Origin of the sequence: Pedobacter sp. ISL-64 (assembly GCF_018613605.1) — a bacterium.
GTDB lineage: Bacteria > Bacteroidota > Bacteroidia > Sphingobacteriales > Sphingobacteriaceae > Pedobacter.
In genome coordinates, this window is the sequence record NZ_JAGGPU010000011.1 from 1 (window position 1) to 22,611 (window position 22,611).

The window sequence follows — 22,611 nt, forward strand, 5'->3', positions numbered from 1 at the left end:
AATCAACACAGAATCTTAGTGAGTTTCACCAATGTACGAGAATCCCTCTGCTCCGTCATACTGAACTTGTTTCAGTATCCATCATGCATTTTTACATGTGCTCAAAATCTGAACACATTATAACCATATGTCCAGATTTAAAGAGAAATTGGACATATTACAATAATTCTAATTACAAAATTTCGATGTTCTTCTGCTCAAATACCTCAAATATCTGCGCATTGATCATGCTCCGGGTTAAGTCAGCTTTAGAAATATCCTTACACCAGAAATAGATGTTGATATTACTGTTCAGCTTACTTACCGGGCTGATCATAATAATAGGTTCTTTGCTGATAAAAACATTGTTGTTCTCTACAATAATTTCCCTGATCAGGTTTACCACTTCAGTAGAATTAAAGGGTTTTGCAATCGATAAAGAAATATCTACGCGCATCTGGTTATTGCTCAGTGTCCAGTTGATGATGTTGTTGGATAGGATAGACCCATTTGGGATGATAATTTCTGCACCTTCATCACTAAGCAAGGTACTGGCACGTACACCAATTTCCTTTACCCTTCCTTTTTTATTGCTCAGCTCAACAATATCACCTATACGGATGGTTTTATCAAAAATGAGAATAATCCCCGAAACGAAGTTGCTCACAATATTCTGTAAGCCCAACCCAATTCCAACACCCAATGCGCCAAGAATAACCGTGATTTTATCAATTGGTAGTCCAGAGGCTGCAACGGCAATTAAAAAGCCGCCAATCAATAACACCAAACGGGTCACCAGTAATTTAGATCGCTCTCCTTTGTTATCATCAAAACTATCATCGCCTGTATCACCAAAGAAATAAGCAATGTATTTCTGTAAAAAGTTGGCGATCCAGATAATACCCAAAAACAATACGATACCGCCAAAGGTAAAAGAGAAACTGCCTATGGTTCTTTTTTCGGTGAGGATTTCCATTACCGATTCATATAGCCCATTAAAAATATTCAGGTTGGTGGTAAATATTACAAACCAGATTAGGGTAGCACCAATACCTGTGAGCCTTTTGAGTCCTGCAATTACAGGCTGCCAATCAAAATACTCCGGAAATCCCTTACGTATCCTGCTGCTTTTCATCTGTAGCAAAAAGGCTTCTACCAATACTTTTGCCAGAATGGTTAGCGATATGCCATTTAAAAGCGAGCTTACCCCGGTTGAATAAAAAATCTGCGTGAGCGTAAAGCGGCCAAATAGATTACAAAACGTGGCAATGATAGCAAAGCCAACGTAAATAAAGCCCGTGGTGAGGATCATTTTATATCTTTTGGCTTTTTCATCGAGCATTTTCCATATCATAATACCATAGGCAACCGAACTGGTCGTTAGGAACAGAAGGAGCCAGCGCTGGTACCTTGGTGGCATACCCAAAAGGCGTAAGAAAACTGGGGCAAGAAGGAGTATCACAAATATGCACCAATAGTAAAATAACTTTGAGTTTAGCTTTTTGCGGAAAAATACAGTGAGCAAAATAGCGAGTATAATCTCTACAGCTTCTATGTAGAGTGCAGGCGCCCTCAGATCGAAAATAGGCGCTAGCGCAAAGAGCATGATAAAGGCGATTAAATAAGGCTGCGGACTAATCAGCGAAAAACCATCAAGCGTTTCTAAACGGCCCCGCTGTTTTACGCTTCTGAAATTGAAGAATACCCAAAAGAAGAATACCGCGCAGGTGAAGAGCAGCAGGAGGCGGCTACTTCTGGTATACACAAAATAATAACCCGATATTTCCTGCTCTCCTTTAATAAACCTACGGAAGCCCATGCTTTTATTGGCCCGTTTATTTACCGATTCCCATAAATAACGGCGCTCTTTACCAAAAGCTTTAATGCTCACTGCATCGAGTTGGCTATCGGTAAGGTACATTAACTCTTTAATATTGATGAGGTTAGAAGAGGTTCTGGCCTGAAGGTTGTTGATTGATAAAGTAGTCGTTTTTAATAAACTATCCATCAATACACGTTTCTTCTTTAACTCTGCAAACTCATCTTTAAACATAACCTGTATGGCAGGCACTGTAAACACTTTAATCAGTACGGTATCTTTACGCAGGTTAAGAATTTCGGTTTTTAAAGCCCGTAACTCCTTTTCATATTCATCAAGATCTGATAAACAATCTTTGTTATTGCTCTGTAGTTCTTCCAGCAGGGTTTGGTCCATCTGCAGATTTTGCAGATTTGGAGATCTGTCGCTTTGTATTAACCGGCTTTTAAGCAATGCCAGTGCAGCTTCATCCTGAGTTAAATGTGCCTCAATAGGCTTAAGTTTCTTAAATGAGCCAACGGTAACCGGAACTTTATTTACGGTTTCAAATACTTTTTCCAGGTGCGCCAGGTAATCGCCTTTGGTCAATGTAGCAGAATCTGAAAGAATAGATACATCCTGCCCCTTATCTACAGGCTTATCTTTCTGCGCAAACACATGGCCAGAAAAAAATAGGATAAGGAGTAAAGATATTAAGTTCCGTATGGTTGGATAAAAAGAATTTTGTGTTATCATCTAGCTTAAGCTGTATTGGATATTATCTTTTATTGATATAAAGATTTTCAAAAATAGGGATTAGAATTGATTTTTTATTGAGAATGAAACTACTACAGAGTTCGGTGCAAGCTTTTAATTACTGCTTTGTATTATCAGGAAACCGGACGAGTTTAAGCTATTCTTAAACGATACAGCTATGGTGCTTTTGGAGAATCAGTATATCGAAACTGAAAGACCGGAAACAAGGGATAATTTTATTTAATACGCTCAACTTAAAAATAAAACGGGAACTTTCTGATCGAAAGCTCCCGTTTTTTCTGATGATAACTATACTAGTGATACCTATGCACCATTACAATTTAACATGTCAATTAAATTAATGGATCAGAATCCTGATTGCGGGGATTGTGCTCCGGAAAACTATTCTTATCGAAATGATGGTGACGATAAAAGTTTGCACGGTCAATCTCTACAATTTCATCTTCCATCCGCAATGCCGCCGGACTTCCAATCACGCCGCGGATCTGGTTCTCCAACTCAGGCGTAACCTCACCAATAATATACCTCGGCATTGCCCTGAACTGGTCATGGTGTATATCGGGTAAAATAACTTCTTTTTTATCTTCACCTAAATTTGCGAGCCCGATGGGGATCAGTATAGCCTTTTCTTCCAAATCTTCGCCCATGTCGGTAAGCTCCACAATAACATACCGTATTGCATTTTGCTCGGGATTAAATAGGAGGTCGCGCACCTTTCCAACCGAATCGCCAGCTTCATTTCTTACTGGCCAACCTTTAATGTCAGCCTCGCCATCTGTTAATTGATAACTACTTTTTGAGAGCTCTTCTAAATTGCTGTATACAATAGTTCCTGAATCCATAATTTTTTTTAAGGGGTTATTAATAACGATGCCCATTTTTACAACAAGTTTTATCAGGAGATGGTTTTTATGCTAAGGCGACAGGATACAAAAAATGGGCGGCTAAAACAAATATCGTAAAGGAGGTGATTAACGGTAAATGTTTGTGATCTAGTGTTTTGTGTTGACGTTATAAGGTGTGGAAAACAACAAAAATATTAATCGAAATAATTTTTTTACCGGGCGGCAATCACGCTGTTTAACGATTATTTTGTATAATCGTTAAAATAGAATCAGAAGTTAATGAAGAATGTAGCTGAATTTAGAATGTCATTAAAAGAAGACAGGCCAGATAGCAACATGTCGGTTCAATTGCGCGCACTCTGGTATGATGCAAAAGGAGATTGGCATACGGCCCACAACCAGGTCGACCATTTAGGCGATGTTGCCTCTGCCCGCATCCACGCCTACCTGCACCGCAAAGAAGGCGACATATGGAATGCCGATTATTGGTATGCTAAAGCTGGCGAAAAAAGACCACAATTATCATTAGATCAGGAATGGGAAGAATTGGTGCAGCGTTTTTTATCATGATGGATGTAAATTACCTATCATTTTGCGCTAGTAATAACTAATAGTATGCTGGGGAGATAATACCTGAATAATATTAATCTCCCAAAATCTCCAGTCCTTTTTAGTTCGCAGACATTTTAAACGAAGGGGGAAGTGACGCTTCATCCGTTGCCCATAATTTATTCGGACGCTTGCCCATTACCAGCTCCAATTTGCCCCCTTTCATTAAATCCTCGTGAGCAAACCACGATTTATTCCATACTTGCCCGTTCAGTTTAGCCGATTGAATGTATTTATTTTCAGGAGAATAGTTGATACAGTTCAACTCAAACTTTTTGCCATTTCCCAGATCAAGTTTTACGTTGGCAAAAGTAGGGCTGCCAATTACATACATGGGCAAGCCTGGGGTTATTGGGTAAAAACCCATCTGCGAAAATACTACAAAAGAAGTAAGGCCACCGCCATCTTCATCGCCAGGAATACCCATTAAATCATTACGGAACCACTGACTTAATAAACTCCTTACCCTTTTTTGCGTGCACCAGGGCTGTCCTGCATAATTATACAAATAAGGAATATGCATGGCAGGTTCATTACCCATAGAGAACTGCCCAACATTACCTGTATGATCGGGCAACTGTGAATAAAAATCAAATCTGCTTTTCCCTAGCGGTGTATTATACATTTTCTCCAGTTCATCAACAAAAGCCTGTTTGCCGCCAATCATATTTACCAAATCGCCCAGGTTGTGTAACACATCCCATCGATAAAGCCAGCCATTGTTTTCGTCGTAAGTTTCTCTGGCACCAAGTCCGCCCGAAAAGCGGTAATCCAGCGGTTTAATAAATTTACCTTCCGCATCTTTCGGATGAAAAAACCTGGTATCCGGATTAAACACCGTATGGTAGCTGTTACTTTTATCTAAAAAGTATTTTGCTTCATCGGTTTTACCCAATTGCTGAGCAATATTGCCCAAGCACCATTCATCATAAACCGTACCCAGGGTAACGGCTATCGGTTGACGTTTTTCAAAACCATGAACTTCTGCTGCGGTTTCTTTTTCGCCTTCAGGCAAGGCAGGGAAATAGCCCTTATCTTTAAAAAACTGATCTAAAACACCTGCTTTTTTTGAGGACCACGGGGCCAGGGTTTTTTCGGTAATGGCTGCTTTACAATATTGATAAGCTTCATCAAGATTAAAATTTCTCAAACCCTTGTTATAAGCATCAATTACGGTGGCCACACCATGGTTGCTGTTCATCCTCCGGCTATCACCAGTTACCTCCGGAAAAGTTGGCATCCAATGGTCTTTCATCTGTTGTGCCATTCGAAGGTAAGAATTAATCATATCGCCTTCCATTTTTGGCTCAATAATCACACGGAGTGGATGTGTTGCGCGGTAGGTATCCCAAATCCAGTCGTCAGTGAAAAATGGCATGCCATTATCATTATGCACTTTTCCATCGAAAGCACTAAAATACTTTCCATCTTCAGATAAGCTGATCATTCTTTCGTAAGTGCGATAAAGGGAAGTATAAAAGATGGTTTTGGCTGTTTCATCAGTACCTGTTACCATGATCTTCCCAAGCGTGGCGTTCCAGATATTCTTTCCTGTCTGTGCAACCTGGTTCAGGTTATAATCCTTGATTTCTCGACGGAGATTGTGCTTTGCCTGTTCTTCACTGATAAATGATATGCCATAACGTGCCTTGATCTGCTTGGTTTGAGTTGGAAATTTTAAAATAAGATAAGCATCACGACCGGAAGCAGACTGTTCCCTGGCATCAATTTTAGTTCCATAATGCTTACCTGATTCAACGGGTGTTAAATCAGTTTCGAAGTAGAGGTAAACCTTGGTATTATTGTCTAGTTTCTGAAAACCACTTATCACATTTTGGCTAACTTTTAGCACGCCGTTCCTGGTGTTTAAAACCAGGTAAGCCGGAACATTTGTGTGCGAAAAGTTGAGTGCATATATCCCCGATTGGTGCGAAGGCGCAAATTGTACATTTATTCCATAATCATCGAGGTCGACCTCGTAATAATAAGGCTTAATCACCTCATTGTCGTAGCCATAAGAAATTACGTTACCCACATTTTTGAGGTCGCCCTGAAAAGGACTTAAATTAAAAGCCGAGCTGCCCCGGTGGCTGGTAACCACAACCGGCAAACCATCTATCGTATTACTGGTAAAATTATCACGCTCCGGATAAACCCTTAATAAGCTGTTAGGTAAATGAACAGTAGGATAAGTGGGTACAAGTAAATGGCTAATGTTACCAATGTATGGGTTAACATAGTCTACCGGTTGTTTTTTAGCTTGTGCATGTGCAAAATTGATACAAGCTATTAGCAAAAATGTTGCGCTCAATAAACAATACGTATATTTTTTCATGTAATGGATTTCGATTAGATGTGGCAAACATAACATTTTTCAAAAACGATATTTAACGCAGACGAGTTGCCGACTGTATCATTAATGATGTAAATCTTTTTAATCCTGCCTATAACAGTAAAACGATTTATCAAATCTAATGGAAAGGATCAATTTATCAAAAAAGCAAAAACAGAAAATGCCCGTTCCTATTTGGCCTGTTTGTATCTTATAAGTTTATTACAATGCCTTGTGCCAAAAAATTAGGTTTACGGCTTAAGTCTAAGTGGTGTATAAACAAAAAAGAGCGATGAATAAATCTCATCGCTCTTCGAATGTTAAATTTTTATTTATTATTTTGCTAATGAAGCAGTTTGTGTTGTTTCGGTTACTGGTGAGCTCATTTGTGTTTTCAATGCTGCAAATCGGTCTAGATTCAATTTTGGTGTGCTTCCCATTACTAAGATATGCGCTCCTGTAGCGCCGCTTAATTTTAAATCCGCACGGCCTTCAATTACAGTATATAAACTTTCTGTATCTGAATCGATTTCTGCAACTGCATTTCCTTTTAAGAATAACTGAAGATATTTGGTATCCAATTTGCCCACTGTTTTTACTACGGCATTTTCAGAAGCCTGTACTCTGGAAATATTTTTTACATAAACTGTAATCTTAGCCGCATTTCTATCTACTGAACTGATTTTTAATGCATGTCCGTCTTGGATCACTTTTACTTTACCAGTGTTATCATCATTGTAGCTCACACTTTCTTTTTCTCCTTGTATCAACGTGATTTCTACATTGCCACTTACAATAACCTGGCTGATATTTTTAGGTGCCGATATTTTGATTGGCTGTTTCTCGCCTGCCATTACACTTGTTGAGAAAATAGCAGAAGTTAAAACGATAGCTGCTAATATTGATTTTGTTAGGGTTTTGATTGAGGTTTTCATAATGCTGTTATTTATATTTTTAATTAATATTTTGTGTTTGTTTTGTAGATAAGACACCACCAGGGCCAAAACGTTGCAGCAGAAAACCCTCAATTATACCAACACTGCTTAATTCTCGACGAACGGGTTTAAAAATCGGGCGAAAAAGAGTTCATTTTTACGAGTACTTCCATACCTATCGCTTAATTCTATGTACGATCTTAATCTTGTTGGCTTAGAATTAACAATCGCTGAACATTTGCTTTAAACGCCTGTTAATCTTTTGCGGTAAGTTCCAGCAAATTGAGGCCATGAGAATGACCGTACGATTGAAAAAAATAAAAGAAAAATTAGAGCGGCTAACCAGCTAGGAGCCTGTAATACGCTAAAAAGATAGACTGGTGGAGTTAATACCTGCCTGAAAAAAATTGACCTGCCTCAATAATCCGGAAAGATGTGCTAAATCAATAATACCAAGCTCAGAACTTGGGTTTAAATGGGCAGATGCTTCACATTCTGCCCGTTGGGTTTCACTATAATGGCTAAAATTTAATCGATAGTTTTTCAGAAACAAGAACATTGTTTTTGTAGTACTCGAAGAACCAGGTTCCATTCTTTTTTAAAACTACGCCGTTCCCGTTTCCGTTGCTGGAAATGTAACAGTCCTCTACAGAGGTTTTGAGTAAGGTCATTACAATTTTAGGGCTTGCATCTATCAGTTGGTAACCATTGCTTATAGGCTGGGCGTACAATAGCCCCTCTTGTTGTTCTATTTTGGCGACGATTGGTTGACTAACCGGTACAGGTATTTGCTTAGCCGCTACGTTTGCCGGAGCAGGTGTTGGATTGGCAGCCGCAGTTGGATTGCCTGCTACATATTTAAAATCGTTAAAAGACGTAAATGCATCTTTCAATGCCAAATTGTAAGAAGTCTCGTATTCTTTCTCTCTGCTTTTACCTGCCTTGCTTTTTATCACTACAGCACCCTTACAATCTTTAAGTAAAAGGGTAAGATTGGTAACGAACATACTATTGTTTTCCTGAACTTCTACTACCAGGGCCTTGCATCTATCTGTTGCAATTTCTTCTGGTATTTCCGAATTATCAAAATACACAGTAAAACCTTTCTCCTCAAAAAAAGCTTTTGTTAGTGTATTTAAACCATATTGATTAATCTGTTTGAGAAAACTAAATTTCTCGGGCACAATGATGTATTTGTAATTGGCGGTATTAGACTGTGCCTGTACAGAAAAAGAGATTGCTAAAAGGACAATAAAAAAATATCTTTTCATAACGATTATAATGGAGTTTGGATAAGATTCCGCCTCAATTTATAGATTGAAACGGAGAAAATCAAATTTAACTTTCAGTAACATGATACATTATTAATCGATAGGTGTTTAAGAACGCTAATCCAATTTAAGTCCATGATTTTTGGAGGTCGCTGTGATTTACACCACGCAAAATGTAAGCTAAATTATTTTGATTCTCTTCTGTTAATTTAGTCATTCATCATTAATTGTAAATTAAGGTCTTATTAAATGCCTATTCTTCGATACGACGGGGTTATTACGTTGCCGTTTACCAATGTTAATGAATTTAATAGGGTGATTATCCAGAAATTCCATAGCCTAATCATGATAAGCTTTATCAGCAATATAAAACGTTTGTATGTCTCATTTTCCCGGCAATTGCGTGTTTATTTTTACGGCCGCAAAAAAAACATAACTAATTGTCAAATTACATGTGGTTGTAGCCAAGATATTTTTTAACCTTTAAAGTTACAAGTGCAGGAATCTATTTTCTTAGATATCTACAGCTTAGATGAGATTGAAAAATTATTTAAGGAAATCATAAGGAAATGAGTGTAAATCTGCAATACCTTAAGGGGAGCGATAAACGGTGAAAAAATAGATGTGAAAAATAATGTGATCAGCGCTTATTTGACCTCATTCGGTCCCGCCAGTTTATGCTAAATTAAGGAAAAACTTAACCGAGGTGGTGAGCGGTTTTGGTTCATTAACAGTAAGATAGTCCATTTTTATGTGTAGGATAATCCATTGCGTTAACCGTTTTAGTTATTTATTATTATAGTGCCCCCTGCTGATCATTACAGCATCAGGGGCGAAACCAAATATAATCAGTATGAACCGTAGGCTTTTTTATTTAATGCTGTTGTTTTCGGCTATTATATATGCCATACAGGCATGCAATAGTTCGTCCACGAGCCAGGTTGCACAGGAGCAGGTACCTGATAGCATCAGTTATAATTTTCATGTCCGGCCGATACTGTCCGACAAATGTTTTATCTGTCACGGTCCTGATGCCAATAAACGTGAAGCCGATTTAAGGCTGGATATAGCGGAAGAAGCTTATAAAGCTTTGAAAGACAAACCTTCGGCGCATGCGCTTGTCCCCTTTAAACCCTTAGCCTCTGAACTTTTTTTGCGCATTTCTAGCCAGGATTCAAGCCAGCTAATGCCGCCTAAATCCTCCAATCTCAAACTAACCGCGCATGAAATCGCAGTTATCGAAAAATGGATCAAACAGGGAGCTAAATATGAGCGGCACTGGGCTTTTACGCCGCCAAAAAGCCATCAGATCCCAAAAGTGGAAAATAAGGAATGGGCAAAAAACGAAATCGATTATTTCATTCTGCAGAAACTGGAGCAAAAAGGGATAAAACCAAATGAACAGGCAGATAAAGAAAGGTTATTGAAACGGGTCAGCCTCGACCTTACCGGCCTACCACCGGATATGGAGATGATGAATAGGTTCATGGCCGATAATAGCAACAATGCCTATGAAAAGGTTGTGGAGTCACTCCTTCAGCGCCCCGCATATGGGGAGAAGATGGCCCTGCATTGGCTGGATGTGGCCCGTTATGCCGATTCGCATGGTTATCAGGACGACAACTATCGCAGTCAATGGCCATGGAGGGACTGGGTTATCCATGCTTTCAATACCAATATGCCCTACAAGCAGTTTATAAGCTGGCAGCTCGCTGGAGACCTGATGCCTAATGCTACCAAGGAGCAGTTGCTCGCGACTGGCTTTAACCGGAACCACAAAATCACCGAAGAGGGCGGGGTAATTGATGAAGAATACCGTGTTGAATACGTAACAGACCGGGTAAATACCTTTGGCAAAGCCATGCTGGCTGCCACAATAGAATGTGCCCACTGTCACGATCATAAATATGATCCCTTCTCTCAAAAGGAATATTATCAGTTATATGCTTTTTTTAACAATGTTAAAGAAGTCGGACTTCAGTCAACTGTCGGGGGGGCTGAAACCTACGCGAAAAAACCGTTGATGGAAATCAGCAATGAAGACATCAAAAAGATATTGGCTTTTGTAAATAAGAGAGATACCAATAAATTGATTGTTTCGGTAATGGGGGATAGGGATACACTACGTAAAACCTATATCCTCAATAGGGGGGTGTATGATGCGCACGGTGAAGAAGTACAGGTCGGTACCCCGAAATCTTTGCTCGCTTTCAGCGATAAATATCCAAAGAACCGTCTGGGTTTAACGCAGTGGCTCTTCGATAGGAAAAACCCGCTTACAGCAAGGGTATTTGTGAACCAGATCTGGCAGGAATTTTTTGGACGTGGTATTGTAAAGACCTCAGGTGATTTTGGTATGCAGGGCGAACTTCCCTCGCATCCGGAACTACTGGACTGGCTGGCGGTAGATTTTATGGACCATGGCTGGAACATCAAGCGTCTGGTCAAACAGATCGTAAGCTCAGCGACTTACCAGCAATCTGCAGTCGTATCAAAAGAGAAATTAAAAACCGACCCTGAAAATATCCTGCTTGCGCGGGCACCTCGTTACCGCATCCCGGCAGAATCCATAAGAGATGTGGTGCTGGCTAGTAGTGGCTTATTGGTTAAGACCATAGGCGGTCCAAGTGTAAAACCTTATCAGCCTGCCGGACTTTGGGAAGGAGCGACCTCCGGGCGTGGTATACTGGCCTCCTACCGCCAGGACCATGCCGAAGACCTTTACCGCAGGGGAATGTATACATTTATCAAACGTACGGTCCCACCGCCTTCAATGGGTGTTTTCGATGCCAGTAACCGCGATCAGTGCGAGGTAAAACGGTTAAACACCAATACCCCGCTTCAGGCACTGGTGATGTTAAATGATCCAACGGTACTGGAGGCTTCGCGCGTTCTTGCAGCGAGACTCCTACAGGAAAAGAACACTACTGAGGATAAAATCAAGACCGCATTCCGGTTGATTGTATGCCGGATTCCCAATGAAAAGGAGATAAAACTGCTCAGTTCTTATTATGCAGATCAACAAAAGATATTTAAAGATGGGAAAGATGCAGAGAAAGTATTGACTGTGGGCGAGTACCCACTTCCTAAAAACATCAACAAGGTCTCACTGGCTGCAATGACGGAGGTGATTACCACCATTTATAATTTAGAGGAAACCATTACAAAAACCTGATATATGGAAAAGGATATTTTAGAACATGGCCTTAACTTTAACAGGCGCCGTTTTCTCTCCAGGCTAAGCTTAGGGCTTGGAAGCGTTGCCCTTGGCTCCCTGCTGATGCCTGATCTCTTTTCGGGCAGCATCGATGAAAGCGATATTTTAGCTGGCCTTCCCGATTTTGCACCAAAGGCCAAAAGGGTAATCTATCTGTTCCAGAACGGGGCGCCCTCGCAGCTCGAGTCTTTTGACTATAAGCCCAAGCTCAGGGAGATGATGGGACAGGAACTTCCTGCATCTATCCGTGCCGGACAGCGGCTTACCGGAATGACAGCCAATCAGGCATCCTTTCCACTGGTGGGATCATATTATGATTTTAAGCAGTATGGCCAATCAAGAGCATGGATAAGCGACCTGTTTCCCCATACAGCAAAGGTGGTTGATGATATCTGTATCATTAAATCCATGTTTACCGAGGCGATAAACCATGATCCGGCACTGACCTTCTTTCAAACAGGGGCACAACAGGGAAACCGGCCAAGCATGGGCGCCTGGCTCAGTTACGGGCTTGGTAGTGAAAATAAAAACCTGCCGGCTTTTACCGTCCTGCTCTCTCGTGGCAAAGGTAACGGGCAAGGGGTTTACTCGAAATTATGGACAAACGGGTTTTTGGATTCAACGCATCAGGGGGTACACTTCAGTAGTGGAGAAGATCCGGTACTCTACCTTAAGGACCCTGAAGGGCTCAACAGGTTTGAACGCAGAAAAATGCTTGATAAGCTGGCGGAAATGAATGATATGTCGTATAAGGAATTTGGTGATCCGGAGATCAATGCCAAGGTACAGCAATATGAAATGGCTTACCGGATGCAGACTGCGGTGCCCGAAATTACCGACCTTTCTAAAGAACCGGATGATATCATCAAACTCTACGGCTCGGATTGCCTGGTGCCGGGAACCTTCGCGGCCAATTGTCTGCTTGCCAGAAAACTAAGTGAGAACGGCGTCCGCTTTGTACAGTTGTACCACCAGGGATGGGACCAGCATGGAAATCTTCCCTCGGAGATGGCCTCGCAGGCCAAAGATGTGGATCAGGCCTCGGCTGCACTGATCACCGATCTTAAGCAACGCGGGCTATTGGACGAAACCCTGGTCATCTGGGGCGGTGAATTCGGCAGGACCAATTACAGCCAGGGCAAGATGACCAAAGATAATTACGGGCGTGACCATCATCCGCGCTGTTTCAGTATCTGGATGGCCGGAGGGGGAGTGAAACCCGGGATAGTGCATGGCGAATCCGACGATTTTGGTTATAACATCATTAAAGATCCTGTACACGTGCATGATTTTCAGGCAACCGTGCTGCATCAGCTTGGGTTAAACCACGAGAAACTGATATTCAAACATCTGGGCCGTCGTTATAGGCTGACCGATGTGAGCGGTAAGGTAATCAACGACATTTTAATATAAATCCCGTTTATGGACAGAAGAAAATTTATAAAACATACCACAGTAGCATCTGCCAGTTTCTTTATTGCCAAAGATCTGGTGGCAAAACCTAAGGGACCTGTTTATGGGCATAACAATATGCGCTATATGCTGGATAACAAATGGGGACAGCTGAACCCTTTGAGAAACCCGGTGAATGATTGCCATGAGATGGTACAGGATGCCAAGGGAAGAATTATCCTGTTGACCAATGAGACTAAAAACAATATCCTCATTTATAATAAATCAGGGAAACTGCTAGATAGCTGGGGACATGAATTTCCCGGTGGCCATGGGCTTACCCTGGCAAAGGAAAACGGCAAGGAGTTTCTTTTTATCACAGATACCAACCGGCACCAGGTTTATAAAACCACATTGGATGGCAAGATCCTGATGACCATTGATTGCCCGATGGAAACTGGTCTATATAAAAAGAAAGAAGAATTTGTGCCAACTGAAACCGCGGTAGCTGATAATGGTGATTTTTTTATTGCTGACGGTTATGGCCTGCAGTATGTGTTCCATTATAGTGCCGATGGTAAATTGCTCAGTTATTTCGGGGGCAGGGGAGCTGAAACCAAACACCTTGATAACGCCCACGGAGTGTGCATCGATAAACGCAGTAGCACGCCAAGCTTGCTGGTTACAGACCGTACGCGTAACTGCTTTAAACGCTTTGATCTGCAGGGTAATCTGAAAGAGATTATCTCGCTTCCAGGCGCCTGCGTCTGCAGACCAGTGATAAAAAATGATTATCTGTATGCGGCAGTATTGCGCTCGCCTGACCTAAGTAAGGACGGAAGCGGCTTTACGACCATTTTGGATAAAAACAATAAAGTAATATCCAATATAGGGGGAACGCTGCCAGTTTATAAAGACGGGGTGCTGCAACCCATGGCCCAGGCGGAAAAGATTTTGTTGAACCCGCACGATGTGTGCGTAGATAATGATGAAAATCTATATGTCGCACAATGGGCATCGGGAAAAGTATATCCATATAAATTCACACGCATATAATGAAAATCACGCTGAAGGGTTTTGCAGAGAATGTGCTGTTCATGGCAAATGCCTTTATTATTTTTTTACTGGTTTTTGGCCACAGGATTTCAGTTCCATATTGGTTACAGCCGCTGGGAAGGATGCACCCTATGGTACTGCATTTTCCGATCGTTATTCTGCTGCTGGCGATGCTGCTGGAGTTTTTCCGCTTTAAAGATGCTTATGCCAAAGAAAAGCTCTACCATGATTTTACTTCCTGGCTACTGCTTTCTGGTACTCTTTTTTCAGCGGTAACCGTTATCATGGGGCTGTTCCTCTCTAAAGAGGAAGCGTATTCGGGAAGCACGTTACAATGGCATAAATGGACGGGAGTAAGTATCGTCCTCATCACCACCCTTATTTATTACTGCAGGAATTCTGCCTGGTATAAACTGCCGCTGGCAAGGGCTGGAGCTGTGCTTACCATATTCTTTGTAATCCTTGCCGGCCACTATGGTGCGGCATTAACCCATGGAGATAATTTTGTGCTGGAGCCGGTAAGCACGCCTGTTGAAAAGGCCAGCGTTCCGCTGGAGCAGGCAAAAATATTTGAAGATGTGGTTATGCCCATATTTTCTCAGAAGTGCCTCAGCTGCCATAATATCGAAAAGGCGAAAGGCAATCTGATCATGGATAATGCCGGCTCGATTCTTAAAGGCGGGAAAACGGGAAAACTCTTTGTACCCGGAAAACCTGGGCTCAGCTTGCTACTGGAACGGATACATCTGCCATTGGATGAAAAAAAGCATATGCCCCCTAGAGGGAAATCCCAATTGAGCGAAAAAGAGATGGAACTTTTGAAACTTTGGATAAAAAGCAATGCTGAAATGAAGAAGAAGGTCATGGATTTACCTGCAAATGATTCTTTACGGTTATTGGCAACCGCCTTTTTAGCCCCGGCCAATGCGCCGGAGGAGAAATTCGGGTTTGCAGCAGCAGATGAGGGCACCGTTAAAAAACTGAACAATAACTACAGAAATATTTACCCCTTAGCTAAGGAATCGCCGGCCTTGGCAGTAAATATCTATAATAAAAGTATTTATAAACCATCAGTGTTAAAGGAATTGAGCGAGGTTAAAAAACAGATAGTATCATTAAACCTGAGCGGTATGCCCCTGGGCGATGAAGACCTGAAAATCATCGCTGGCTTTGAAAACCTGCGTAAACTGAACCTGAATTTTACGAACATCAACGGAACAGGACTAAAGTATTTAACGGCTTTAGAACATTTAAATGCTTTGTCCCTTTCTGGTACCAGAGTGAATTATAATCTTGTCAAACAGGTTGTAAACATGAATGGCCTCAAACAGCTGACTTTATGGAATACAGGACTGACTGAGGCGGAAGTATCTCAGCTACAAAAAACAAATAAGAACCTGACCGTGATTGCGGGCTTTAAAGATGATGGAAAACACCCCGTTAAATTGAACAAGCCCCGTCTGAATACGGATGTTACTGTTTTTAAAGATGCCATTACCCTGCAATTGAAGCACCTGATAAATGGGGTTAAAATCAGGTATACTACAGATGGGACAGAACCCGACAGCCTTAAATCCCCCATCTATAACAGGGAAATTGTCCTTAGCGGGAATACCACGGTTAAGGCCAGGGCATACAAAGCAGGCTGGTACGGCAGTGATCTGCTGAGTGCTAATTTTTACAAAAGCACTTATAAACCGGACAGCATCTCATTTTTGTTGCCCGCCAATGATAAATACAGGGCTGGAGGGGCAAAGGTTCTGATTGATAATCAATTGGGAGACTATGATTTCAACCTGGGCAAGTGGATCGCTTTCAGGGAAAATAATATGGAGGCGATGCTTTACTTTAAAAGGCCGGTTACCATACAGTCGGTAACCTTACATGCGATGAAGCAGATACAGCCCTACATATTCCCGCCTACCGAAGTAGAGATCTGGGGCGGGACAGATAAAGATAAACTGCATTTACTGGGTAGGGTAAGACCCGACATACCGGAAAAAATGGAAGAACGCGAGCTCATTAAAATTGAAGCCAAGTTTAAGTCTCAGCATATTTCCTGCTTAAAGATTGTAGCCAAAAACTTAAAAAAACTACCAGAGTGGCATCCTGCTAAAGGACAGCCGGCCTGGCTTTTTGTAGATGAAATATTTCTTAATTGAGAATGAACGGGGCATTTCGGGAAAAACGGCCACCCGTTCCGCATTTAAACTGTCACCACATTTCGCTTTAACTTTCACTGAAATACACAACTTCGGCGGGGAATCGGATATACCACTGCAACATCTACAAGAACTTTTCAGAATAATCAGAGAAACTTATAAGAATTAGAAAGCAAACGGGGTATGCTATGGACTGATGTCATCGGCCGCTCCAGCTATTATTTCTAAGCAATCGATTGTTTTTTTAGAAAAAATATTTAATTTACCTTATTAAATAACTAATGCACAATGAAAAACTAATTGCGACTAATACTTTTGTGCAGGTTCTGACCAGGATCTTACAGGTAAAAAGCAAAGGGCTGGGTAGCAAGTGCATCGGAACAACCGCAGATAACCAAATTTTAAATCAAATATAAACCTAAACATATGCTTAACATTCAAAACACCAAACTATTCTGGGCAAGCTGCCTTGCCTTACTGGTCACCTCTCTTTCCTTCGGCATCCGTGCCGGTATCATGAACCAGCTCGGCATCGATTTTCAATTGACTACCGGTCAGTTGGGTACCATTACTGCTGCTGCCTTCTGGGGATTTCCGCTGGCAATTGTAGTCGGAGGATTTGTGGTCGATATGATCGGCATGAAACGTTTGCTGGTGATGGCTTTTATTTTTCACCTGGCCGGAATTGTGCTGACCATTTTTGCTCAGGGCTACTGGAGCCTGTTTTTATCAACGCTATTGATCGGCATTGCCAATGGCACGGTGGAGGCCGCTTGTAATCCCCTTGTAGCTGCTTTATATCCGGAAAATAAAACTACCCGCTTAAATCATTTTCACTTATGGTTTCCCGGAGGTATTGTGATCGGCACCTTGCTGGTTACCCTGTTTGTTCAGCTCGGACTGGGCTGGAAGGTACAGGTGGCCATGATGATTATTCCGACTTTAATTTACGGATACCTGTTTTCAAAGCTGGATTTTCCGGTTACCGAAAGGGTATCATCCGGTTACTCCAGTTCAGATATGTATAAAGCGGTACTTTCTCCATTGTTTATCTTTATGTTCATCTGTATGTTCGGTACGGCCATTACCGAGTTATTTACCGGGCAATGGATAGGTTTATTACTGAAAAATGTAACCGATAATGCCATTTTATTGCTCACGCTGACTACTGGAATTATGGTAATTGGCCGGGGTTTTGCCGAACCTGTGGTTCACCGTCTTGCCCCTCAGGGCGTACTGCTCTTATCAGCAATATTTGCCGCATTGGGGCTTTACATGCTGAGTACATTTACCGGGAATTCTGTTTTTTTCGCAGCAATTATCTTTGGTATAGGCGTTTGTTATTTCTGGCCGACTATGATCGGTTTTGTCGCTGAGAATGTTCCTAAATCGGGAGCCTTAGGCCTAAACCTGATGGGAGGTGCGGGAATGTTTGCTGTTTCTATTTATACGATGTTTATGGGTGGTTTTTATGATAACCTGATCGTTAAACATTTACCTGCTGGTGCCTCGTTAGGTGATTATTTAAAAGCGCCGGAGAATTCAGCACCAGCGCAGGCGCTTGCCAATGCCAAAAACCTGGCGGGGCCTGAAATTCTGCAGGCTACACTGATTATCCCTATAATATTGATTGTGGCTTTCGGCGGATTGGTTATATACCTGCGTTCACGGAAAAAGAGCAGGTCTGTAGCTTTGTAACTAAAAATACAATTTCTTTATAAGCGTTTAGTTCTAACGCATAAGAAGTACAATGAGCCTGTCTCAAAATAACAGATTCAGAAATAGCAAAAGAATTAAATTTGGCGGTGTCGTCATGCTCAGCTTGACTGGGTATCTTAATGCTTTGGTAGGGACTTATTTTTTGCCTTTCTATCGCATTAAGATTCCCGTTTTCACGGGAATGACGACCTTTCAAAATATTATTCTGCCAAAATCTCCAAAATCAATTCTGAAACAGCCTCATTTAGGGTTTTATTTTTCATCAAGGTTATTTCTGTCATAAATTATAGTAACGAACTGCCTGGCGATAGTTCATACGGGGCTTTGCCTACCTCAAATATCCTGGTATATTCACTTCCCTGTGTAGTGATTTCATCACCTAGTATCCTAATCCAATTGCCTTCGCGCAGCCCTACTACCTTTATGTTATTCTGCGTTAGAAATTCCATGATCCTGGTTTCCCTTGTTTCTCCATTATGTTTTAACTCCGGATTTGGGTCGAGGTAATGCGGATTAAGGTTGAAAGGAACCAGCCCCATGCAATCAAAAGAGGGCGGATACACAATAGGCATGTCATTGGTGGTTTTCATATTCATGCCACCGATGCTACTTCCTGCGCTGCAGCCCAGATAAGGTTTGTCAAGTTTGATGTTTTCACTTAGCTGCTTCATCAGTCCCAGCTCATGAAGTGTTTTTACCAGGAGAAAGGTATTGCCTCCGCCAGTAAAAAAACCTTTGGCAGTATGGATCGCCTCAATGGGGTTGTTAAATTCGTGCAGGCCTTTAACGCTGATATTTAACTGTGAGAAAAAATCGCGGGCTTTGGCAGTATATTCTTCATACGAAATGCCTCCTGGCCTTGCGTAAGGGATAAATATAATTTCATCTATCCCGGCAAAGAGTGTAATGAGTTCATCTTTTAAATATTCCAGATAATTACCGCCAAACAGCGTAGAAGTAGAGGCCAGGATAACATTCATTTTATTTGCTTTTGGCAATTATACCGTTTTTCCATTAAAATATTTATCCTTTGATCCAATAACTACACCTCGATTAATATTTATTCGTAATGATTGAATTTTTAGGCTCTCTTGCCTTATGTGATCGTAATGACGCTGTATCATAAATACAGAATTGTCATCCTGAAGGATGATTTTTTGTATAAAAACCAATATTAATAAAGTATATAATTTATTATTTTTTTACCCTACAGCTCATGCTTTCCTCGGCTCACCGCCGCCGATGGGCTCTTTCTTTTTTGAGTCAAAAAGACCAGCAGAGCTAGCTTGAACACAATTAAAAAAAACAGAGCAAGTGAAAAAACAAAAAACACCGGCTGAAAATTTATTCATTTGTATTATAGTTTTCAGCTGCATTCATGAGGGCTTCGCGGTTTTCTTTTGAAGTTAGTGGGTTGGCTGTTTCAGTGGAGCCCGAAAAATTTGTTAGGCCGGATTTAAGTGGAACGGAGATACGGTGCCACGGCCTAGTTGGGCTGAAATACGCAGTCGTCATAAACCGCTCATATTTAAATGAATACAAAATAAGGTCAATGGTGGACTGTCGAAGGGCCTGTTTAAATGCCTAGCAAGATGTTTCGACAAATTCGACCAGAATTACAAATATGATGCAGCCAGATCTTTTCTGCAAAAATAAACCCTGAAATGAATTACCTTCTGTGAGCTCGCTAAGACTCGGTTCAGGCTGATAACACGGTGCTTAGATACCGGTAGTACTTTTCAAAAGGGATATTATTAATCGAACTGAGGACAATATGTAAGCCGGCCATTTTCTAGATAATGAGAAACGGCAAACTGAAGGTTTTTCCGGAAATGAAGGTCAGTTTTTCTTTAAAGTATATTTTCTTTATGCCTTTCAGATAAAAACTAAGGCTGGGCGTTAGAGATCCTGGCTGCAGAAAGATATTTCCTTCGCTCATTTGTCCACTCTTTTAGCTTTGGAACAATATACAGGATTGCAAAGGCCAGTATCGAAATAACGGCCTGTAAAGAGAGGTTTATCTTGGTCACCGGATGAATATCTGCTTCACCCATTACCAGGTAAAGGCGGTATACACTCCTTATGATGATGAGTACCAACAAATATTTGCTCCATTTGAACCTTCGTTTGATCAGGATAAAAAGCAGATAACGCGTGATGAGGATTGATATAAAAATAACCAGCTCCTGCGTACTCTTATAATCATAGAAAAACAGATTTACTATCCCGATTAAAAAAGTAATTAAAATAAGATTAGAAGATAAGGAATACCTATTCTTCATTAATTTAAAATTTACCAACTTAAATAGGTTTATGACGACAGACGATGCAAATGTCTTGATAATTTTTTAAATAAGATAATTTTGATTGTTAAGAAATCTTAAACCATTGATATTTGTCAATAAATAATAAAATCGCTATTCAAAAAAAGCGGATTGCTGCTTTGGCAATCCGCTTTATATTTTAGCCTGAGTTTTGTATTACGCTTTCATTACACGGTCTTTAACCTTTACCGCAGGGTTTCCCTGGTAAATGCTGTAAGACAATAAGTTTTTGTTCGCTACACCTCCCATGGTTAAAACCGCATGACTATGCAAAGTTACACCAGGACCAACTGTAGCTGCGGCACCAATCCAGGCTCCATCTTCCAGCACAATGGGGCCAGTCATTAAGTCGAAATTTGTGCGGCTATAATTGTGGTTTCCGGTAATGAGAACAGCCTGTTGCGAAATACAGCAGTTTTTTCCAATTTTTACCTGATCCAAATTGTCTATATAACAATCAGCCAGCCAGCTATAATCACCAATTTCCAGTTTCCATGGATATTTAATGTGAATGCCCGGTTTTATGCGTACCTCTTTACCAATCCTGCTACCAAATAACCGTAACAAAGCAACCAGTACTGAGCTGACTGGCATTAAACGGCTTTTAAAAAAGATAACATCCGTAAAGTACCATAAAACCTGCTTGAGGATGGGAGCGCCAACCTTAAAATCGCCAGTATCAAAATTCTTATGTAGCTGTGTTTCTAGCAATTTTTCCTCTTTATTTGTTGTTGGCAATGGTTTGATTTTTAACTAATTTATTGCTTTTCCTGATCCAAAAATATAACATTGCGAAAATGCAGATGTATACAATGATATTAAAAATTTCGTGGTGATAGGTAAAATTGTTCCGCTGGGATTTAAAGAAAGCCATTAATACACCCAAACCGGCAATGCGCAGTACATTCAGAACGTAGATGGCAATAAAACCGATCACCAGCATTTTAAAAGTCGATTTCCATGTCGCTGGGAATGCCAGTACAAAAGCGGCCAAAAAACTCATTACACCAAGGCCAAGGCAGGAATAATTCACACGCAGATAAGGCCCGGATACTACCATAACGTCCATTTCGTTATAAATGGCATAAAAGCCAAAAGCTTTAATTATCCATACTGCAGGTACAATTAACGCTGTTTTTAAGCCCTGGATATAATCAAAATGATTAGCAATATAGGCATTATAAAATCTGGAACCAGGTGTCATTACACTGTTCATAAACAGATTACCCTGACTAAAGAGGATGTATAGTATAAACAGGGCAACCACAAATTTGATGGCCTTCTTATTCGCTTCTTTTTTCGCTTCTTCTGGGGTCATATGTTATCAGCATTTATAATGTAACTTCTGTTTTTTTGAATTACTTTAATTTTTTTATCTACCAGTTTTCTGAACCAGAAGCCTTGAAGATAATGGAACTTAATACCCGTGCTTCCGTCAAATATGCCCAGTTTAAAAAACATCCGGTAGCCAAAGTAAAGATAGGGGCGAAACCCTAGTGGAAGTTTCCACCACAATTGTTTTAACCATGCCCGCTTTTCATCGGGACTGCCTAGTAAGTTAGGCTTTAAACTTTGTGCGCGCAACTTTAACATCCTTTCTACCTCTTCCTGCGCCACCAGATCACTATAACGTTCGTGTTTGGCTTTCCAAAAAGCAATGTCATTCTCTTTTAGGTTTTCTTCCAAAATCCAGCCTTTCTTCCAGATTTTGGTCTTACCCGGTACAATAAAACGGTGATCCATGTTTTCGTTGAGATCAGAAAACCCGATCCCTGTCCTGAACATTTTTAAAAGGTAAAAAGGGTAGAAGGTACCAAACCTGATCCAGCTTCCCTGAAAGAAATTTTTGCGGTTAAAGTAAATACCGTTAATACCGAGATGATCTTCCTCTTTAAAATTGGCCAGCATTTCGAACAGCTCAGGCGTAACCGTTTGATCAGCATCGAGGCCGATTGTCCAAGGGGATTCTACTTTAAAGTTTTTTAAAGCGAAATCCCATTGTTTTGGGTGGTTTATAAAAGGGTTTTGTTTCACCTCAGCACCATAGCGATCAGCAATTTTCAAGGTTTCGTCGGTACTTCCGCTGTCCAAAATGAACATTCTCGCATTTAAGGCTTTGATAGACTCTAACAATCTGGGCAGATGGATCTGCTCATTAAAGGTTAAAATGATAAAGCTAAAATTTCGGTTCATAT

The 22,611-nt window shown here is 40.9% G+C and carries 16 protein-coding genes; 6 read left to right on the forward strand and 10 right to left on the reverse strand.

All coding sequences use genetic code 11. The annotated features are described in order from the left end of the window. Positions 1-172: 172 nt before the first annotated feature. Positions 173-2,533, reverse strand: a complete 2,361-nt coding sequence (locus tag J7E57_RS16235; protein WP_215131869.1) for a mechanosensitive ion channel family protein — start codon at positions 2,531-2,533, stop codon at positions 173-175. Between the two features lie 353 nt (positions 2,534-2,886). Beyond that, positions 2,887-3,396 carry a PRC-barrel domain-containing protein gene (locus tag J7E57_RS16240; protein WP_215131871.1) on the reverse strand — a complete coding sequence of 170 codons (510 nt, stop codon included), beginning with the start codon at positions 3,394-3,396 and terminating at the stop codon, positions 2,887-2,889. Between the two features lie 282 nt (positions 3,397-3,678). Between J7E57_RS16240 and J7E57_RS16245 the strand changes: the two genes are divergently transcribed. Then, positions 3,679-3,969 carry a hypothetical protein gene (locus tag J7E57_RS16245; protein ID WP_215131873.1) on the forward strand — a complete coding sequence of 97 codons (291 nt, stop codon included), beginning with the start codon at positions 3,679-3,681 and terminating at the stop codon, positions 3,967-3,969. 100 nt (positions 3,970-4,069) lie between these two features. On the opposite strand, the gene J7E57_RS16250 is transcribed toward J7E57_RS16245, so the two are convergent. The 3 genes from J7E57_RS16250 to J7E57_RS16260 form a co-directional block, all read right to left on the reverse strand. Continuing rightward, positions 4,070-6,343: a GH92 family glycosyl hydrolase gene (locus tag J7E57_RS16250; RefSeq protein ID WP_215131875.1), complete on the reverse strand. Its 2,274-nt coding sequence runs from the start codon at positions 6,341-6,343 to the stop codon at positions 4,070-4,072. A 332-nt stretch (positions 6,344-6,675) separates the two neighbouring features. Further along, positions 6,676-7,275: a GIN domain-containing protein gene (locus J7E57_RS16255; RefSeq protein WP_215131877.1), complete on the reverse strand. Its 600-nt coding sequence runs from the start codon at positions 7,273-7,275 to the stop codon at positions 6,676-6,678. A 521-nt stretch (positions 7,276-7,796) separates the two neighbouring features. Next, complete coding sequence (locus tag J7E57_RS16260; RefSeq protein WP_215131879.1) at positions 7,797-8,546, reverse strand: hypothetical protein; 750 nt, start codon at positions 8,544-8,546, stop codon at positions 7,797-7,799. 853 nt (positions 8,547-9,399) lie between these two features. Here J7E57_RS16260 and J7E57_RS16265 point away from each other — a divergent pair. The 5 genes from J7E57_RS16265 to J7E57_RS16285 all read left to right on the forward strand — a co-directional run bounded on the left by J7E57_RS16265 (position 9,400) and on the right by J7E57_RS16285 (position 18,071). Next, on the forward strand, positions 9,400-11,721 hold the full coding sequence (locus tag J7E57_RS16265; protein WP_215131881.1) for a PSD1 and planctomycete cytochrome C domain-containing protein: 2,322 nt from the start codon (positions 9,400-9,402) through the stop codon (positions 11,719-11,721). 3 nt (positions 11,722-11,724) lie between these two features. Then, complete coding sequence (locus J7E57_RS16270; RefSeq protein WP_215131883.1) at positions 11,725-13,176, forward strand: DUF1501 domain-containing protein; 1,452 nt, start codon at positions 11,725-11,727, stop codon at positions 13,174-13,176. A gap of 9 nt (positions 13,177-13,185) precedes the next feature. After that, on the forward strand, positions 13,186-14,211 hold the full coding sequence (locus J7E57_RS16275) for a hypothetical protein (protein ID WP_215131885.1): 1,026 nt from the start codon (positions 13,186-13,188) through the stop codon (positions 14,209-14,211). Then, complete coding sequence (locus tag J7E57_RS16280) at positions 14,211-16,373, forward strand: FN3 associated domain-containing protein (RefSeq protein WP_215131887.1); 2,163 nt, start codon at positions 14,211-14,213, stop codon at positions 16,371-16,373. Before J7E57_RS16275 ends, J7E57_RS16280 begins: the two co-directional genes overlap by 1 nt. Positions 16,374-16,799: 426 nt before the next feature. Next, positions 16,800-18,071 (forward strand): MFS transporter, encoded by a 1,272-nt coding sequence (locus tag J7E57_RS16285; RefSeq protein ID WP_215131889.1) that lies wholly within the window; start codon positions 16,800-16,802, stop codon positions 18,069-18,071. A 305-nt stretch (positions 18,072-18,376) separates the two neighbouring features. On the opposite strand, the gene pepE is transcribed toward J7E57_RS16285, so the two are convergent. The 5 genes from pepE to J7E57_RS16310 all read right to left on the reverse strand — a co-directional run bounded on the left by pepE (position 18,377) and on the right by J7E57_RS16310 (position 22,609). Next, positions 18,377-19,072, reverse strand: a complete 696-nt coding sequence (gene pepE, locus J7E57_RS16290; RefSeq protein ID WP_215131891.1) for a dipeptidase PepE — start codon at positions 19,070-19,072, stop codon at positions 18,377-18,379. Between the two features lie 906 nt (positions 19,073-19,978). Then, positions 19,979-20,374 (reverse strand): hypothetical protein, encoded by a 396-nt coding sequence (locus J7E57_RS16295; RefSeq protein WP_215131893.1) that lies wholly within the window; start codon positions 20,372-20,374, stop codon positions 19,979-19,981. A gap of 198 nt (positions 20,375-20,572) precedes the next feature. Beyond that, a complete protein-coding gene (locus J7E57_RS16300) occupies positions 20,573-21,154 on the reverse strand; it encodes a WcaF family extracellular polysaccharide biosynthesis acetyltransferase (RefSeq protein ID WP_251029944.1) in 582 nt (193 codons plus the stop codon). Then, the gene (xrtY, locus tag J7E57_RS16305) at positions 21,138-21,734 is read right to left on the reverse strand and encodes an exosortase Y (protein ID WP_215131895.1); all 597 of its coding nucleotides are present in this window, start codon (positions 21,732-21,734) and stop codon (positions 21,138-21,140) included. Before xrtY ends, J7E57_RS16300 begins: the two co-directional genes overlap by 17 nt. Beyond that, positions 21,731-22,609, reverse strand: coding sequence for a glycosyltransferase family 2 protein (locus tag J7E57_RS16310; RefSeq protein ID WP_215131896.1), 879 nt, complete (start codon positions 22,607-22,609; stop codon positions 21,731-21,733). The genes xrtY and J7E57_RS16310 overlap by 4 nt, the downstream gene beginning before the upstream one ends. Between the last annotated feature and the right edge of the window lie 2 nt (positions 22,610-22,611).